The sequence below is a fragment of the Pseudonocardia acidicola genome (assembly GCF_012911935.1).
Classification (GTDB): domain Bacteria; phylum Actinomycetota; class Actinomycetes; order Mycobacteriales; family Pseudonocardiaceae; genus Pseudonocardia; species Pseudonocardia acidicola.
The window spans coordinates 1-13943 of record NZ_JAAXLA010000054.1; the positions used below are offsets into that span (position 1 = coordinate 1).

13 protein-coding genes are annotated in these 13943 nt (G+C 74.6%); 6 read left to right on the forward strand and 7 right to left on the reverse strand.

Annotation, left to right across the window (positions count from 1 at the left end):
* Positions 1-750 (reverse strand): DUF4389 domain-containing protein (locus HF526_RS23860; protein WP_169383802.1); only part of this gene is annotated, 750 nt, incomplete at its 3' end.
* A 304-nt stretch (positions 751-1054) separates the two neighbouring features.
* Here HF526_RS23860 and HF526_RS23865 point away from each other — a divergent pair.
* A complete protein-coding gene (locus HF526_RS23865; RefSeq protein ID WP_169383803.1) occupies positions 1055-1804 on the forward strand; it encodes a sensor histidine kinase in 750 nt (249 codons plus the stop codon).
* A gap of 97 nt (positions 1805-1901) precedes the next feature.
* Positions 1902-2888: an Acg family FMN-binding oxidoreductase gene (locus tag HF526_RS23870; protein ID WP_169383804.1), complete on the forward strand. Its 987-nt coding sequence runs from the start codon at positions 1902-1904 to the stop codon at positions 2886-2888.
* 186 nt (positions 2889-3074) lie between these two features.
* On the opposite strand, the gene HF526_RS23875 is transcribed toward HF526_RS23870, so the two are convergent.
* The 4 genes from HF526_RS23875 to HF526_RS23890 all read right to left on the reverse strand — a co-directional run bounded on the left by HF526_RS23875 (position 3075) and on the right by HF526_RS23890 (position 8038).
* Positions 3075-4076, reverse strand: coding sequence for a zinc-dependent alcohol dehydrogenase family protein (locus HF526_RS23875; RefSeq protein ID WP_169383805.1), 1002 nt, complete (start codon positions 4074-4076; stop codon positions 3075-3077).
* A gap of 81 nt (positions 4077-4157) precedes the next feature.
* Positions 4158-5348, reverse strand: coding sequence for a site-2 protease family protein (locus HF526_RS23880; RefSeq protein WP_169383806.1), 1191 nt, complete (start codon positions 5346-5348; stop codon positions 4158-4160).
* A gap of 75 nt (positions 5349-5423) precedes the next feature.
* Positions 5424-7115 carry an ABC transporter permease gene (locus tag HF526_RS23885; protein ID WP_338051700.1) on the reverse strand — a complete coding sequence of 564 codons (1692 nt, stop codon included), beginning with the start codon at positions 7113-7115 and terminating at the stop codon, positions 5424-5426.
* Complete coding sequence (locus HF526_RS23890; protein WP_211177715.1) at positions 7112-8038, reverse strand: ABC transporter ATP-binding protein; 927 nt, start codon at positions 8036-8038, stop codon at positions 7112-7114. Before HF526_RS23890 ends, HF526_RS23885 begins: the two co-directional genes overlap by 4 nt.
* A gap of 177 nt (positions 8039-8215) precedes the next feature.
* Here HF526_RS23890 and HF526_RS23895 point away from each other — a divergent pair, with 177 nt between their 5' ends.
* From HF526_RS23895 to HF526_RS23905, 3 genes are all read left to right on the forward strand, one after another.
* A complete protein-coding gene (locus HF526_RS23895) occupies positions 8216-8887 on the forward strand; it encodes a CBS domain-containing protein (protein ID WP_169383807.1) in 672 nt (223 codons plus the stop codon).
* Between the two features lie 76 nt (positions 8888-8963).
* Positions 8964-10685 (forward strand): aa3-type cytochrome oxidase subunit I, encoded by a 1722-nt coding sequence (ctaD, locus tag HF526_RS23900; RefSeq protein WP_169383808.1) that lies wholly within the window; start codon positions 8964-8966, stop codon positions 10683-10685.
* Positions 10686-10776: 91 nt separating this feature from the next.
* Positions 10777-11247 (forward strand): Hsp20/alpha crystallin family protein, encoded by a 471-nt coding sequence (locus HF526_RS23905; protein ID WP_169383809.1) that lies wholly within the window; start codon positions 10777-10779, stop codon positions 11245-11247.
* Positions 11248-11306: 59 nt separating this feature from the next.
* Here the strand turns inward: HF526_RS23905 and HF526_RS23910 are convergent, their stop codons facing one another.
* Entirely contained in the window at positions 11307-12047 is a 741-nt protein-coding gene (locus tag HF526_RS23910; protein ID WP_338051701.1) for a sigma 54 modulation/S30EA ribosomal C-terminal domain-containing protein, read from the reverse strand.
* A 35-nt stretch (positions 12048-12082) separates the two neighbouring features.
* Positions 12083-13159: an Acg family FMN-binding oxidoreductase gene (locus HF526_RS23915; RefSeq protein WP_169383811.1), complete on the reverse strand. Its 1077-nt coding sequence runs from the start codon at positions 13157-13159 to the stop codon at positions 12083-12085.
* 249 nt (positions 13160-13408) lie between these two features.
* Between HF526_RS23915 and HF526_RS23920 the strand changes: the two genes are divergently transcribed.
* The gene (locus HF526_RS23920) at positions 13409-13912 is read left to right on the forward strand and encodes a flavodoxin domain-containing protein (RefSeq protein WP_169383812.1); all 504 of its coding nucleotides are present in this window, start codon (positions 13409-13411) and stop codon (positions 13910-13912) included.
* Positions 13913-13943 lie beyond the last annotated feature (31 nt).

Sequence of the window (13943 nt, forward strand, 5' to 3'; positions counted from 1 at the left end):
GAGACAGGTCGCCGGTGCGGCACCGGGCGGCGCCGCGGCGGCCCGCGCCGTGTCCCCGGGCAGCGGCGCCGGCGACACCGGGGCCGGCTCGGGGCCGCCCTGGTCGAGCCGGAAGGGCGGGTAGCTGTCGGTCATCAACGCCGTGTAGGCCGTGACCCGCAGCGCCCACCGGTCCATCCCGGTCACCAGGTCGAAGATCCCGCCCGGGTAGCGACCCGCGAACAGCAGCACGATCCCCGCGAACAGGACCAGCAGGCCGACGAGACCACCGGCGAAGCTCACCCCGGTCGTCGAGCTGGTGCCGCTCGCGGTCGTGACCCAGCCGCCGACGAAGAAGCCGAGCACGAGGTAGTGCGGGATCGCCAGCAACCACCACTTGACCAGCACCAGGCCGCGGTCGAGCCGCTCGGGGTAGTCGATGTCGAGCCGGGCCGGGTAGTCCTCGACGTCGGCCAGAGTGAACGGTGGATAGCGGTCGGTGCCCAGCGCGCCGTAGCCGTAGAAGGCCACTCGCCACGACCAGCGCAGCACACCGAGGTTGAGCCCGAAGATCCCGCGCGGGTAGTGCGCGGTGAACAGGATCGCGAAGAACGCGACGATCGTGAGCACGCCGAACGCCAGCCACAGGAAGGCCAGCACGATCAGGTGCGGGATCAGCAACAACCACTTGATCAGCCACAGGCCCCGGGACAGGTCGGGTTCCAGGCGACCCTGCACGCGGACGGGGTACGGCGGCGGGTTCGGCGTCATGGCGGTCAGCGTCCGCTCGGTCGGATCCGCACGACAGGGGCTCCCGGCCCGCTGCCGGCTCGCCGAACGTCACCTCCCCGCAGGTGAGGGGCCGACGCAGGGCAGGCCCGCCGGCTGCGGGTCCGCCGGCATCCGCGTCCGCTGCCGGCGCCCGCAGATTGACCGGGTCGACGGGCGCCCGCGGGTCGTAGGCTCGCCCGATGGCCGACGGCCCTGCCGGTCGCGCCGCCGGGTGCACGACCGTGCTCGTCGTCGACGACCCGTCGCGGTGCTCCCGCGGTGCGGGAGCCTGGAGGTGGTCCGGATGGCGGACATCGCGCCCCTGCCCCTGGCGGTCGTGTTCGACGACGGCCGGCAACACGGCACCCCCGAGCGGGCCGGGCCGCGTGCGCGCCGGCCCGTGACCGCGGAGTCCATGCTGCTCGCCGCGGTCGCCCACGACCTGTACCCCGCGCTCGGCGCGATCACCGGGCTGTCGGGCCTGCTCGCCGATCCCGGCGTCGGGGGCGACGACCGCGCGCGGGCGCTGGCCGACATCCGCGCCGCGTCGGACGTGATGATCGGGCAGTGCCGCGATCTCGCCGAGGTGGCGCGGCTGCTCCGGACCGGCGAACCGCCGCGCGGTGACCGGGCGGACGTCGCCGTGCTGGTCCGCGACGCGCTGGCCGGAACCGATGTCGGTGGCCGCCGGGTGCTGACCGACCTGCCCTCGTTCGAGGTCACGCTGTCCGGCCCGACGGTGCAGCGGATCGTCGCGAACCTGCTGCTCGACGCCGCCGGGCACACGCGGGCCGGCACCACGATCCGGGTGTGGGCCCGGCCGCGGCGGCCGGGGATGCTCCTCGGGGTCGAGGACGACGATCCGGCGCGGCGGGCCGTCGTCGCCCCGCCGGGCGCCGCCTCGGCGGACCCCACCGGCCCGGAGCACCCGGGGCTGGCCGCGCTGCTGGCAGGGCAGTTCGTCCGGGCGCACGGTGGCGAGATGCGGCAGGTGGCGCGGCACGGGGGCGGGACCTCGGTGGAGGTGCTGCTCACCGAACTCGTCGCCGCCTGATCGGGCTGCGCCCGGACGGCGGGCCGGCCCGAGCGACCTGCTGCTGCGGGACCAACGGCCGGTGGTGCGGACCGGCGACACGATCCACGCTCGCGTCATGATCGTGGAGACCGTCGACCGGGACACCGTGCGCGCGGCGCTCGAGCTCGCCTGCCGGGCCCCGTCGGTGCACAACTCGCAGCCGTGGCGCTGGCGTCTGGGCGAGTCCCGGGTGGACCTGTACGCCGACCTGCGCCGCTGGCTCCCCGCCACCGACCCGGACGGCCGGGACCTGCTGCTCAGCTGCGGCGCGGTGCTGCACCACCTGCGGTTGGCGCTCGGGTCGCTCGGCGTCGGCGCGCAGGTGCACCGGTTTCCCGATCCGGTGGAACCCGACCTGCTCGCGACCGTGGAGCTGAGCATGACGCCGACGGACCCCGACGAACCCGAGCTGGTCCTGGCGATGAACACCCGGCGGACCGACCGGCGCCGGTTCGGCGCGTGGCCGGTGCCCGCGACCCATCTCGACCGGCTGGTGGCACGGGCCGCCGAGCAGGGAGCCGTGCTGCGCGTGGTGTCCGACGCCGCCGTGCACCATGCCCTGGTCGCGGCGATCGCGCAGGCCGCCGAGCTGCAGGCCGCGGTGCCCGGGTACGAGACCGAGATCGGCGTGTGGAGCGGCGCCCGTGCCGCCTCGGACGGGGTGCCGGCGGGCGCGGTACCCCGGGACCCGACACGGTCCGAGGGGCCGCCGATGCGCCGGTTCGCCGATGCCGACCTCGACGAGCCGCGCGGCGACGAGCGGGACGCCGCGGCACTGCTGGTGCTCGGCACGTCGTCGGACGACCGGCTGTCCCAGCTGCGCGCCGGTGAGGCGATGAGCGCCGTGCTGCTGGAGGCGACGGCGCTGGAGCTGGCGAGCAGTCCGCTGAGCCAGCCGCTCGAGATCACGGGCACCCGTGAGCGGCTGGGTGCGGAGGTACTGCGCGGCACGCTGTCCCCGCAGCTCGTGTTCCGGGTGGGCTGGCCGCCGGCGATCGGCCCGGCCCCGGCCCGCACCCCGCGCCGGCCGCTCTACGAGCTGCTCGAGCCGATTCCCGGCTGAACGCACGGCGGGCGGGGCCTGCTCAGCCCGCCCACATCGGATCGGAACGCACCACCGGGATCGGGCACGGCGCGGACTGCGCCAGCAGCCGGCTGGTCGACCCGAGACGGCCGCCGCGACCGGGCGGCGCGGCGTGCAGCGTCACCGGGCGCCTCCGGAAGGGACGGGGCCGAAGGTCCCGAATCGCTAGCCCACGGTGAGGACCGCGGCCCCGGTGATGCGGTCGGCGGCCAGGTCGGCCAGCGCCTGGTCCGCCTCGGCCAGCGGGCGCGGCGACACGGTGGGCCGGATCTGCAGCGCGGCGGCGAGCCGGAGGAACTCCTCGCCGTCGGCGCGGGTGTTCGCGGTGACGCTGCGCAGCTGCCGCTCCCGGAACAGCTCGTCGGCATAGACCAGCCGGGGTATGTCGGACAGGTGGATCCCGGCGACCGCGAGCGTCCCGCCGGAGTCCAGCGCCCGCATCGCCACCGGGACCAGCTCGCCGACGGGTGCGAACAGCACCGCGGAGTCCAGCGGCTCGGGCGGGGCACCCGCGGCGGGGCCTGCCGACGCCGCGCCCAGCTCCAGGGCGAGCGCCCGGGCCGCGGCCGAGCGGGTGAGAACGTGCACCGTGGCGCCCTGCGCGATCGCGACCTGTGCGATGACGTGCGCCGACGCGCCGAAGCCGTACAGCCCCAGCCGCCCGCCCGGGGGCAGCTCGGCCCGGCGCAACGCCCGATAGCCGACGATCCCGGCGCACAGCAACGGAGCGGCGGTGACGTCGTCCACACCGTCGGGCAACCGGTAGGCGTAGGCCTCCGGGGCGAGGGTGTACTCGGCGTAACCACCATCGGCGTCCCAGCCCGTGAAGGTGGCGTCGGGGCACAGGTTCTCCCGCCCGGAGCGGCAGAACCGGCAGCTGCCGTCGGTGCCCCGAAGCCACGCCACCCCGATCCGGTCGCCGACGGCGAAGCGCTGCGCGCCGGGCCCGAGCGCGTCGACGACCCCGACGACCTCGTGCCCGGGCACGGTGCGGGGGCGGTGCGGCGGCAGGTCACCCTCGGCGAGGTGCAGGTCGGTGCGGCACACCCCGCAGGCCCGCACCCGGACCCGCACCTCCCCCGGGCCGGGCTCGGGATCGGGGAGCTCCGCAGCCACCAGGGGCTGGTCCTTCATCGGCCCCGGATGGTCGACCACCCACGCGCGCATCGGCCCTCCCACTCACGATCCGGCCACCCCGTCGACGGCGTCGACAGCGTAGGGCGACGGCGTCCACCCGGCCGGCGGTGCTCACCCGGCGCCGGTCGCCCCGGGGCCCGCCCGCCCGAGCGGAGGGGTGCCGTCCGGGCCCGGTCGCGGGCGCAGCGCCTGCACCTCGAGGGTCCGCATCAGGTCGGCCCGGGTGATCACCCCGACCAGCCGGTTCTGCTCGACGGCCACCGCGACGAGGTCGGTGGACGTGGACGGCGGCAGCGCGAGCAGCTGCTCCGCCGGCGCGTCGGGTCCGAGCAGGCGGGCCGCCGGCAGCGGACGCCCCGCGTCCTGCACGCGGGTCCGCAGCCGCGCATCGGCCCCGAGGCGGGCGAGATCGGTCAACGTCAGCTCACCGACCGGCCTGCCGTCGAAGTCGACGATCGGGAACCCGCGTTCGGCGGACCCGTGCCCGACGAGGTGCTCGACGAACGCCGCGACGGTCCACCAGCCGGGCGCCACCTGCGTGGCCGGGCGCATCACGTCACGCACCCGCAGCCCCGCCAGCCGTCCGCGCAGCGTCGCCGTGGACCGCTCCGCGACCGCCGACCGGGCGAGGAACCAGCCGACCACCGCGAGCCACAGCCCGTCCCAGCGGCCGCGCAGGAGCAGCACCACGCCCAGGACGGTCAAGCCGGACCCGAGCATCTGCCCGGCCAGCGTCGCCACCCGCCGGCCGCGTTCGCGGTCGCCGGTCAGCCGCCAGACCACCCCGTGCAGGACCCGGCCACCGTCCAGCGGCGAGGCGGGCAGCAGGTTGAACGCGCCGAGCAGCACGTTCATCACGGCGAGCCAGGACAGCCCGGCGAGGACGACCGCGGGCCAGTGCTGGTCGCGGCCGGCCAGCACGAGGCCCACCAGCGCCCCGCCGATCACGAGGCTGGTCAGCGGCCCGGCGACGGCGATCCCGGCTTGCGCGCCGGGCCGGGCAGGTTCGGACTCCATCTCCGACACGCCGCCGATGAGCCACAACGTCACCCGCCGGATCCGGATCCCGCACCGGCGCGCGACCACCACGTGCGCGAGCTCGTGCACCAGCACCGAGCCCATCAGCGCCGCCCCGGTGATGAGCCCGACCAGCCAGTACATCCCGGGATGCAGTCCCGGTGCCTGCGTGGGCAGCACCGTGAACGCCAGCAACTGGGCGATCAGGGCGACGACGAGCACTACCGACCAGTGCACCTCCACCGGCACCCCGGCGAACCGCCCGAGCCGAAGCGTCTGCCGCATCCGCGCACCTCCATCCCGCACTCGGCGCTCAGCCGTACGCCCGGGCGCCGCCCGGGTGCCGGACCACGGTGGCGCTCATGCGGCACCAGCGTCGCGGCGGCGCAGTCCCAGCAGCCCCAGGGCGGTCGACCCGGCCGCGACGGCGAGCAGCACCAGTAGCGGAGTCACGCTCCATGTTCCACCCGGTAGCCGCGGCAGGTGGGTGAACGGAGACAGGTCGAGCACCCACTGCGGCACCCGCAGCAGCGGGCCGATCTCCGCGATCAGCAGGAACGCCGTCAGTGCGGCCCACCCGGCCCCCACCCGGCGCGGCGCGAACCCGAACAGCGCGACGACCAGCCCGCCCAGCACCCAGGCGGCCGGGAGCTGCGCGAGCGCGCCCCCGACGAGGGCGGCCACCTGACGCGCGTCGCCGACGGCGATCCCGTAGGCCACCCCGGCGCCGAGCCCGGCCAGCGCCAGCAGTACCGCGCTTCCCAGCGCGGCGCAGGAAAGGTGGCCGGCGGCCCACCGGATGCGGCCGACGCCGGTGGCGAGCACCGATTCGGCGCGCCCCGTGCACTCCTCGGTGTACAGGTGCCGGGTGGCCTGCACCATGTACACCGCGGCCAGCATCCCGATCAGGGAGAGCTCGGCGGCCAGGAACGCGTCGGACAAGGCCTGCCGCCCGCCCAGCCGCATGATCAGATCCTGGGCCTGCGGGCTGTCCAGCATCCCCCCGGCCCCGGTCGCGACGTTGCCCAGCAGCGCGCCGAGCAGCAGCAGACCGGACGCCCAGGCGATCAACCCACCGCGCTGCAAACGCCAGGCCAGTGCGAACGGACTGCGCAGGCCGGGGGCGCCCCGGGCCGGGCCGGTCCGGTCGGGCAGCAGCCCGGCGTCGAGGTCGCGGTGCCCCGCCAGCCGGAACGCGAGCCCGGCCAGCAGCACGCCGGCCGCCGACGACGCGGCGAACACCCACCACCGGTCGCCGGCGAACGGCCGGACCTGCTGGCTCCAGCCGATGGGCGAGACCCAGGACAGCCAGGACGGGCCGCGGGCGCCGGCCGCGTCCCCGACGGCGCGCACCGCGAACGCCAGCCCGAGGGCGGCCGCGGACAGGCCGTTGGCCCCCCGGGCGCTGCGCGCCAGCTGCGCGGTAACGGCGCCGACGGCGGCGAACGCGATCCCCGCGGCCGCCCAGGCCAGCCCGAACGCGAGCGACCCGGCCACCGGGAGCCCGACGGCCATCAGGGCGACTGCGGTGATCAGGCCCAGTACGACGGCGGCACCGACCCCGACGAGCAGCGCGGCGGCCAGCACGGCGTGCCGGCCGACCGCTCCTGCGGCGAGCAACTCGAGCCGGCCCGCCTCCTCCTCGGTGCGGGTGTGCCGGACGACGGTGAGCATGGTCAGCACCGCGACCATCGCCGCCCCCCACGCCCCGAGCTTCCACAGCGCCAGCGCGCCCAGCGAGGCCGGATCGAACACCGGGCCGTAGATCGCCAGGAGCGACGGGGTCCCGTTGATCGCCAGCGCGGCGGCCACCCGGGACTCGACCGTGGGATACAGCGCGGCGGTCGCGGCGGCCGCCCCGGCCGCCGAGACCACGAACACGGTGATCCAGGCGGGCAGCAGCACGTGGTCGCGGCGCAGCGCCAGCCGTACCAGCGTGCCGGTCCCGGTGAGCGGGCCCCGCCCGGCGGCCGCGATCACCGGCCGCGGCCGGGCGGGCGACGCGGGCTGCCCGGTAGGTCCGGGTTCGGCCGCGACGACCGGCCCGCTCACAGCGCGCCGGTCCCGGCGCCGGCGACAGTGCCCTCGTCGCGGTAGTGCCGCAGGAACAGCTCCTCCAGCGTCGGCGGCCGGCTGGTCAGGCTGCGCACGCCGGCTCGGGTCAGCAGCGCCAACAGCTCGTCGAGGCCGCTGCCGTCGACGTCGCAGTGCACCCGGTTGCCCCGAACCTCGACGTGATGCACACCGGGCACGTCGTCCAGGTGCGGCACCTCGGTGGCCAGTTCCGCGGTCACCGCCGTCCGGGCGAGGTGACGCATCTCCTCGAGCGTTCCGGAGTCGACGCTGTGCCCGTGGCGGATGATGCTGACCCGGTCGCACAGCGCCTCGACCTCGCTGAGGATGTGGCTGGACAGCACGACGGTGCGCCCGGACCGGCGCTCCCGCTCGATGCAGCGCCGGAACTCCGCCTCCATCAACGGGTCCAGCCCGGCGGTCGGCTCGTCGAGCAACAGCAGCTCCACGTCGGAGGCCAGCGCCGCGATCAGCGCCACCTTCTGCCGGTTGCCCTTGGAATAGGTGCGGGCACGCCGCGTCGGGTCGAGCTCGAAGCGCTCCAGCAACTCGGCCCGCCGCTGCGGGTCGAGGCCACCGCGCAGCCGGCCGAGCAGGTCGATGATCTCGCCGCCGGTGAGCGTGGGCCACAGCGCGACCTCGCCGGGCACGTAGGCCAGCCGCCGGTGCAGGGTGACGGCGTCGCGCCACGGGTCGCCGCCGAGCACCTGCACCGTTCCGGCGTCGGCGCGGTACAGGCCGAGCAGGATGCGCAGCGTCGTCGTCTTGCCCGACCCATTGGGGCCGAGGAAGCCGTGTACCTCGCCGGTCTTGATCTCGAGGTCGAGACCGTCGAGCGCCCGGGTCGCGCCGAACGTCTTGACCAGACCGGACACCCGGATTGCGCGCGTCAGCGGCATCATGGGCCCGAGGCTAGGAATCTCCCCGGCCGGGCATGCAGAGGCCGAAGGCCCTCCACCGGTGGGCCGTTGCGACGGTCCGGACGGCCCACCCGGACCCGACACCCGGCCCTGGTGAGGCGCCGCCGCGACGCCGACCCTCGCCGGTGTGAACACCACCCCGACCACCGGGCGGATCCGATGCGACACCTGACCGTGCAGGACGTGATGACGCGCGACGTGCTCACCGCGCGCCCGGCGATGCCGCTCAAGGAGGTCGCCAGGGTCCTCAGTGAGCACCGCATCAGTGCCTTGCCCGTGCTGGACGTCGACGACCGGCTCGTCGGCGTGGTGTCCGAGCGCGACCTGCTCGCCAAGCACAGCGGTCAGCCGCCACACACGGCGCACTGGTGGCAGCCCCGGCAGGCTCATGACGAGGTGCGGCGAGCCGCGGGCGACACCGCGGGCGCGGTGATGAGCAGCCCGCCGGTCACCGTCGAACCGGATGCGATGCTGGCCCGGGCGGCGCGGCTGATGACCGAGCACGAGGTGAAACGGCTGCCCGTCGTCGACGCGCGCGGCACGCTCGTCGGCATCGTCGCCCGCCACGACCTGCTCGCCGCGTTCCTGCGTACCGACGGCGAGATCCGCGACGAGATCCGCACCGAGGTGTTCGCCCGCCAGCTGTGGGCCGACCCGGCCGGCGTCGAGGTCACGGTGGACGAGGGGCTGGTCACCCTGACCGGCACGGTTGACACCCGCAGCACCGCCGAACTGGCGGAGCGGCTCGTCCGCCGGGTGGACGGGGTCATCGACGTGGTCAGCTCGCTGGGCTACCGGATCGACGACAGCCCGACCACGCGGCGCCGCTGACCGTCGGGGACGAAGGTCCCTACCGGCCCCGGCACGTGTGCCCTAGCGTCGCGCCGTTACCGGCGAGGGAGGCGCGATGACGGCCACGGTCCCGAAGGTGACCCCGCAGGTCATCACCAGCCGCCCGTACCCCGTCCGGCACGCCGCCAAGGGGACCGTGCTGCTGCGGTACCTGCGCACCACCGATCACAAGGAGATCGGGATCCTCTACGTCATCGCGTCGCTGTTGTTCTTCCTGACCGGCGGCCTGATGGCGATGCTGATGCGCGCCGAACTGGCCCGTCCGGGCCTGCAGTTCCTGTCCACCGAGCAGTACAACCAGCTGTTCACCATGCACGGCACGATCATGCTGCTCCTCTACGCGACGCCGATGGCCTTCGCCTTCGCCAATCTGGTGCTGCCGCTGCAGATCGGTGCCCCCGACGTCGCGTTCCCCCGGCTGAACGCGCTCTCGTTCTGGCTGTTCCTGTTCGGCGGGCTGATCGTCATGAGCGGGTTTCTGACCCCCGGTGGCGCGGCGGACTTCGGCTGGTTCGCCTACAGCCCGCTGAACGACGCGATGCACTCCCCCGGTGTCGGGGGAAATCTGTGGATCACCGGGCTGACGCTGAGCGGTGTCGGCACCATCCTCAGTGCCGTCAACTTCATCACCACGGTGGTCTGCCTGCGCGCGCCGGGGATGACGATGTTCCGGATGCCGCTGTTCACCTGGACGCTGTTCGTGACGAGCATCCTGGTGCTGATGGCCTTCCCGGTGCTCGCCGCCGCGCTGCTGTGCCTGCTGGGCGACCGGCTGCTGGGTGCGCACGCCTTCGACCCGGCCAACGGCGGCGCGATCCTCTGGCAGCACCTGTTCTGGTTCTTCGGCCACCCCGAGGTCTACATCGTCGCGCTGCCCTTCTTCGGCATCATCTCCGAGATCGTCCCGGTGTTCAGCCGCAAACCGCTGTTCGGCTACAAGGGCCTCGTGTTCGCGACCATCGCCATCGCGGTGTTGTCGATGGCGGTGTGGGCGCACCACATGTTCGCCACCGGCGCGGTCCTGCTGGCCTTCTTCTCGCTCACCACGTTCCTCATCGCGGTGCCCACCGGCATCAAGTTCGTGAACTGGATCGGCACCATGTGGCGCGGGAAACTCACCTTCGAGACACCGATGCTGTTCGCGATCGGGTTCCTGATCACGTTCCTGCTCGGCGGGCTCACCGGGATCCTGCTGGCCTCCCCGCCGCTGGACTTCCAGGTCTCCGACTCCTACTTCGTGGTCGCGCACTTCCACTACGTGCTGTTCGGCACCATCGTGTTCGCCACCTACGGCGGGATCTACTTCTGGTTCCCGAAGGTGACCGGCCGGATGATGGACGAGACCCTCGGAAAGATCCACTTCTGGACCACGTTCGTCGGCTTCCACCTGACGTTCCTGGTGCAGCACTGGCTGGGCGCGGAGGGCATGCCCCGCCGGTACGCGGACTACCTGCCCACCGACGGGTTCACCACGCTCAACACCGTCTCCTCGATCGGCGCTTTCCTGCTCGGCGCGTCGGTGCTGCCGTTCCTGTGGAACATCGCCCACAGCTACCGCTACGGCCGGGTCGTGACCGTCGACGACCCCTGGGGGTACGGCAACTCGCTGGAATGGGCCACCTCCTGTCCCCCGCCGCGGCACAACTTCACCGAACTGCCGCGCATCCGCTCCGAACGGCCGGCCTTCGACCTGCACTACCCGCACCTCGTCGCGCGGGCTCGTGCGGAGGCCCATACGAGTCGCAGGTCAGGCCGGGTGCCCCTGCGACAAGGGTGACGAAGGGCCCTGTGAGAGCGACACGGGGCGGCGCAGCCTCGTCGTCACGGGGGGTCGGGACGCGGCCCCGTGACGACGAGAGGTGAACGAGATGTCGAGCATCGAGCGGCGCGATCGGATGGAGCCGGCCGGCTTGTTCGACCGGATGGACCGGTTCTTCGACGACTGGATGCAGGCCACACCCGCGCGCCGGATGTTCCCGTTCGCGCTCTGGCCCGGTGAGGACATCCTGCGGGTGGACGAGTACCGCGAGGGAGACACCCTGGTCATCCGGGCCGACCTGCCCGGCATCGACCCGGACAAGGACGTCACCGTCTCGGTGAGCGACGGGGTGCTGCGCATCGACGCGCAGCGCTCCCACGAGGAGAAGGTCGAGAAGCGCGGGTACCGGCGCCAGGAACTGCGCTACGGCAGCTTCCACCGCGCGCTCACCCTGCCCGAGGGGGTCACCGACGCCGACGTCTGCGCGACGTACACCAACGGCGTCCTGGAGATCCGGATCCCGATGCCCGAGGCTCCCGCACCCGCGGAACCGAAGAAGATCGCGATCTCGAAGAGCTGACCCCGGCACAGCACGACCGGCCCGCCGAACACGGGCGGGCCGTTCGTGGCGCCCGGACCTCAACCGGCCGGTGCGATGACTCCGTACCGGCCGTCGTAGCGACGGTAGAGCAGGTGGCCGCGGTGGCTGTCCTCGTCCCGGTAGAACAGGAACGGCAGGCCGCTCAGGCCGAGCCGGTCGATCGCCTGCTCGGTCGTGAGCGGCGGTGCGGGATGCCCACTGATCGACACGGTGGCCGTGTGCGGGGCCACCTGGTCCGGCTGCGGGTGCAGCTGCGCCAGCCGGGGGCCGGCGACGTCGCGGTAGAGCACACTGTCCTGCCCGCTGCCCGCCTCGGTGAACAGGTGGAAGTCGTAGTCGCACCCCTCCATCTCGGCCAGCGCCTCGTCCACCGAGCACGTCGCGAGGCGGTAGGACTTGCGCCGCGACACCCGGGCCCCGGGCCCCTGCTGGGTGCCGGGGGCATCGCGGCCCTCGCCTCGGCTGTGCCGGTAGCGGTCCGTGTGCGCCTGTTCGAGCCGGCGCCGCAGCCGGGCGGCCAGCAGGTCGGCGGCCTCGGCGGCGGTGCCGGCGGTGACCTGCACCCGCAGCAGCCGGCCGCCCAGATCGACGTTGGCCTGGGCGACCATCGGATGTGTGACGGCCGGGTCGGGTAGTCGGGTGAGCCGGATCCGGACGCCGAGCACCGGCTCGGGGGCCGGCCGCAGCAGCGCCACGATCGTGCGCTGCAGATAGCCGAGCGCCCCGACCGGTAGCTCCCCGTGCCCGGAGGTCTCGACCACCGGTACGTCGGCCCTCACGCCACGAACTCCCATCGGTTCTCCCCTCCGGCACGTCATGAATCCCGCAGCGGGTCGATCACGAACGCGTCGGGGGCACGCCGCGGGCTGCCGGCAGCGCGCCCCGAGGCCCAGCCCAGTCGGATCAGCAGTTGCGGGGTCCCGGTCAGGCCCAGCCGGACACGGAGCCGCTCGCGCAGCCCCGGGACGTCCAGCACGGTGCCGATGACCGACCCGGCCAGCCCGGCCGCGGTGGCCGTGAGCAGCACGTCCTGGGTGCTGCGGCCGGTCTGCACCGCGTCCGTCCGGGTGTCCTGGTCGGTCCCGACGACGATCAGCACCCGGCCGCTCAGGGCTGCGGTGAGCTCGCCCGGTTCCGCGACCGGCATCGGGTCGGCGAACAGGCCCGGTAGCGGCTGCCCGGGGCCCGCCGGGGTGCGGCGGGGGACGCCGTCGTGCTCGGCGGCGCCCGGGGTGCGCACCCAGCGGGCGAGCTCCGCGCGGGCCTCCTCGTCGGCGGCGAGCCGGCTCGCACCGTCCGCGAGCACCTCGGCGAGGGCGGCGAGCCGGCCGGGGCGGTCGATCCGCCGGACGTGCACGCCGGGCCGCGCGCCGACGGCGAGCAGCCGCCGCAGGGTCTGCGCCGCGACCGGACGCCGGGTGTAGGGCCCGCGGTGGCAATGCCGGTGCGCGACCGCGGCGTAGCGCTCCTCGGTCGCCCGGGTGGGCGCCTCCAGCCCGACCGCCCGCACCGTCGCCACGTGCCAGGGCTGCCGGCCGTCGGGCAGCAGGGTGATCCCGGGCCGGTAACCCAGGTGCCGCATCGCCAACTCGAGATTCGTGACCGCCGCCCCGCAGGACACCAGCAGGCCGCGGGCGCCGGGATCGAGCCGGTCGAGGCGGCGCCGCGGGTCCGCGTACAGCTCCACCCGGCCGGGCAGCATCCGCAGCGACCACGGTTGGGTGTTCAGGATCGAGGGAGCGGCCCGGACCGCCGCGACGAGCACCCCGTGCTGCGGACCGCTCCATCCCACCGGCGGCCAGCGCCGCTGCCCGCCGGGGGCGATCAGCTGCCCCGACACCACGTCACTCAGCGGGCGGGCGCCGCGGGTACCGGCACCCGGCCCGAACACCTCGCAGTCCCGGCCGTCCGCGCCGTCCCGCCTGTCAGTGCCATGTCCGTCCTCGACCCGTCGGCACACACCTGCGGGGCAGCCTCCGACGCGGGCACCGCCGGACGGCACCGGCGGAGGGCCCCGGCCGCGGGGGCCGATGGTCCCTGGCCGTGGTCCGCCGCGGGCGGGACCTGCGGCCCTGTTCGGTGGCGGCCCCACCGGGCGAGCCTGAGCCGGTCAGCGGCCGCGTCCGGCGAGGAGGACCCGATGAGCGACGTGCTGGTGGCCTACGCGACGAGGTCGGGCGCGACCGCGGAGATCGCGGAGGCGATCGCCACCGAGCTGCGCGCGTGCGGGCTGGACACCGACGTGCGCGCGGCCGGGTCGGTCCACGACCTCGACGGGTACCGCGCGGTCGTGCTGGGCAGCGCGCTGTACCTGCGCCGGTGGCGCCCGGACGCGGTCCGTTTCCTGCGCCGGCACGTCGCGGCGCTGAGCGATCGCCGGGTGTGGCTGTTCCATTCCGGCCCGTGCGGCCGCGACCGCGACGCCCCGCAGCCCGAGCCCGCGGTGGTGCGCCGCCGGCGCCGGTCGCTGGACTGCGACCCGCCCGTCACGTTCGGCGGCAAGCTCGATCCGGCCACCGCCCGCGGCTTCTTCGCCCGCCGGATGGCGACCGGCGAGCTGGCCGGCGACTTCCGGGACTGGACCAGGATCCGCGCCTGGGCCCGCGGGATCGCCGCCGAGCTCGGGGCCCGTGTCGACCGCTGACCCGGCCCCGCCACCTCGAGCCGAGGTCCGC

Excerpts from the sequence above, each read along its gene's own strand:
- HF526_RS23865 (WP_169383803.1), top strand. The coding sequence starts at position 1,055 with ATGGCGGACATCGCGCCCCTGCCCCTGGCGGTCGTGTTCGACGACGGC.
- HF526_RS23870 (WP_169383804.1), top strand. The coding sequence starts at position 1,902 with ATGATCGTGGAGACCGTCGACCGGGACACCGTGCGCGCGGCGCTCGAG.
- HF526_RS23875 (WP_169383805.1), bottom strand. The coding sequence starts at position 4,076 with ATGCGCGCGTGGGTGGTCGACCATCCGGGGCCGATGAAGGACCAGCCC.
- HF526_RS23880 (WP_169383806.1), bottom strand. The coding sequence starts at position 5,348 with ATGCGGCAGACGCTTCGGCTCGGGCGGTTCGCCGGGGTGCCGGTGGAG.
- HF526_RS23890 (WP_211177715.1), bottom strand. The coding sequence starts at position 8,038 with ATGATGCCGCTGACGCGCGCAATCCGGGTGTCCGGTCTGGTCAAGACG.
- HF526_RS23895 (WP_169383807.1), top strand. The coding sequence starts at position 8,216 with ATGCGACACCTGACCGTGCAGGACGTGATGACGCGCGACGTGCTCACC.
- ctaD (WP_169383808.1), top strand. The coding sequence starts at position 8,964 with ATGACGGCCACGGTCCCGAAGGTGACCCCGCAGGTCATCACCAGCCGC.
- HF526_RS23905 (WP_169383809.1), top strand. The coding sequence starts at position 10,777 with ATGTCGAGCATCGAGCGGCGCGATCGGATGGAGCCGGCCGGCTTGTTC.
- HF526_RS23920 (WP_169383812.1), top strand. The coding sequence starts at position 13,409 with ATGAGCGACGTGCTGGTGGCCTACGCGACGAGGTCGGGCGCGACCGCG.